The sequence below is a fragment of the Gilliamella sp. App6-5 genome (genome assembly GCF_001690525.1).
GTDB lineage: Bacteria > Pseudomonadota > Gammaproteobacteria > Enterobacterales > Orbaceae > Gilliamella > Gilliamella apicola_H.
This window is the reverse complement of record NZ_LZGT01000015.1, coordinates 1-1,961: the sequence shown is the minus strand read 5'-3', so window position 1 is coordinate 1,961 and position 1,961 is coordinate 1. Positions and strand designations below refer to the sequence as shown.

Here is a 1,961-nt window from a genome sequence, read left to right as displayed (position 1 = left end):
TTATATTGTGGTTAGGTAGTGCAATTAAACCTGAAACACGTAAAAAATTGAAAAAAGATTATTCTGATAACTCAATGAAGTTAAGCGAAGTCGCCAAAGATTATACCACAGAGTCGGTCAGTCATAATCCACGCCCGATAGGACCTTATTATGCCTATAACGATCGCTATTTAGAGATACGAGGAGGTATGCTTGAAAATTTTCGGGGGATTATTACTTGGATTAGTTTAGCTATATTTTTTATTACAGCATCAGGAGGTTATTTCGCACTTAAAGTGGCTTTAAAATTATACAATAATGAATGGGATAATTATAAAATTGGTTCCGGAATATTTGCAATGGTATTTTTTGCAATCATTTTTTTAGTCTCTGCTTATTTATGCATCCGCTACTTCCGTTATATCTGTCGCTTAGAGTTATTCACGCTTCGCCATATTCGGGTACGGTTTAATCGGGTAACACGGCAAGTGTATGTACAACGCCCTAAATATTGTGGTGGCATTGCGGTGTTTAAATGGGAACATATTATGCCCGCTAATTTTGGCGAGACTGGCTCGGATATGGGTGGTACTAACTTAGTTAATGTGTTCTCCTTTCACCCTTATAAAACTGGCTTTCCCGTTGCACAGTCCGTGGGCGTAGGCAAAAACACTTATAATCCTCAAGATTATAAAGACGAGTGGGAATTTATCCGCCGTTATATGGAAGATGGTCCCCAAAACCTGCCTAAACCACGCCTAAGTACCCACTTACCCATGCCCTTTCACGGTGTTGAGGGGCATATTCGCCCCATGATCCATCTGGCAAAAAATAACCCCAGTGTGATCATGATTTTAATGTTAATCCCCGTCTTTTTAATCTTATTGCCATTTTATACTATGGGTTACTTTATTTCGGAATGCCTATGCTGGCAACCTCGTTGGCCAAAAGTGATCAGGCAAGCGGGTATACCCGGTAAACCTTTACCAAAAGAAACCACCCTATCGGATTACCCACCCGAGGTACAAAAGGCCATTTTAGATAGTAGCCAAGAGTGGGGCGTAATTGATGACGAAACGGGCGAACTTATCGACTATGGTCAATTTAAAAGACCCAAGAAAAAAGCCAGCCGAAAAAGAAAAACAAAAGCAACAAAACAAGCAGAAAAGCCCATAAAAGAGAATTCAGAGAATTAATTGGTAAGGTTAGATTGTGGCTGCTTTAGCAAAGATGCCAAACGTGATCAATTTGATGACTTAACTGAAGAGTTAAACGAGTTTTACCAAGCAGTTCAGGGGACATTTTAATGTATATTGGTGAATTTATATTGTGGTTAGGTAGTGCAATTAAACCTGAAACACGTAAAAAATTGAAAAAAGATTATTCTGATAACTCAATGAAGTTAAGCGAAGTCGCCAAAGATTATACCACAGAGTCGGTCAGTCATAATCCACGCCCGATAGGACCTTATTATGCCTATAACGATCGCTATTTAGAGATACGAGGAGGTATGCTTGAAAATTTTCGGGGGATTATTACTTGGATTAGTTTAGCTATATTTTTTATTACAGCATCAGGAGGTTATTTCGCACTTAAAGTGGCTTTAAAATTATACAATAATGAATGGGATAATTATAAAATTGGTTCCGGAATATTTGCAATGGTATTTTTTGCAATCATTTTTTTAGTCTCTGCTTATTTATGCATCCGCTACTTCCGTTATATCTGTCGCTTAGAGTTATTCACGCTTCGCCATATTCGGGTACGGTTTAATCGGGTAACACGGCAAGTGTATGTACAACGCCCTAAATATTGTGGTGGCATTGCGGTGTTTAAATGGGAACATATTATGCCCGCTAATTTTGGCGAGACTGGCTCGGATATGGGTGGTACTAACTTAGTTAATGTGTTCTCCTTTCACCCTTATAAAACTGGCTTTCCCGTTGCACAGTCCGTGGGCGTAGGCAAAAACACTTATAATC

Annotated in this window: 1 protein-coding gene and 1 pseudogene; both read left to right on the top strand. The window is 39.0% G+C overall.

Translation table 11 applies throughout. From position 1 onward, the window contains the following. Positions 1-1,175, top strand: a 1,175-nt coding sequence (locus tag A9G24_RS12785) for a DUF6708 domain-containing protein (RefSeq protein WP_176701152.1), incomplete at its 5' end; no start/stop codon positions are given. A gap of 110 nt (positions 1,176-1,285) precedes the next feature. Continuing rightward, a pseudogene (locus A9G24_RS02180) lies at positions 1,286-1,961 on the top strand (hypothetical protein); the annotation flags it as partial.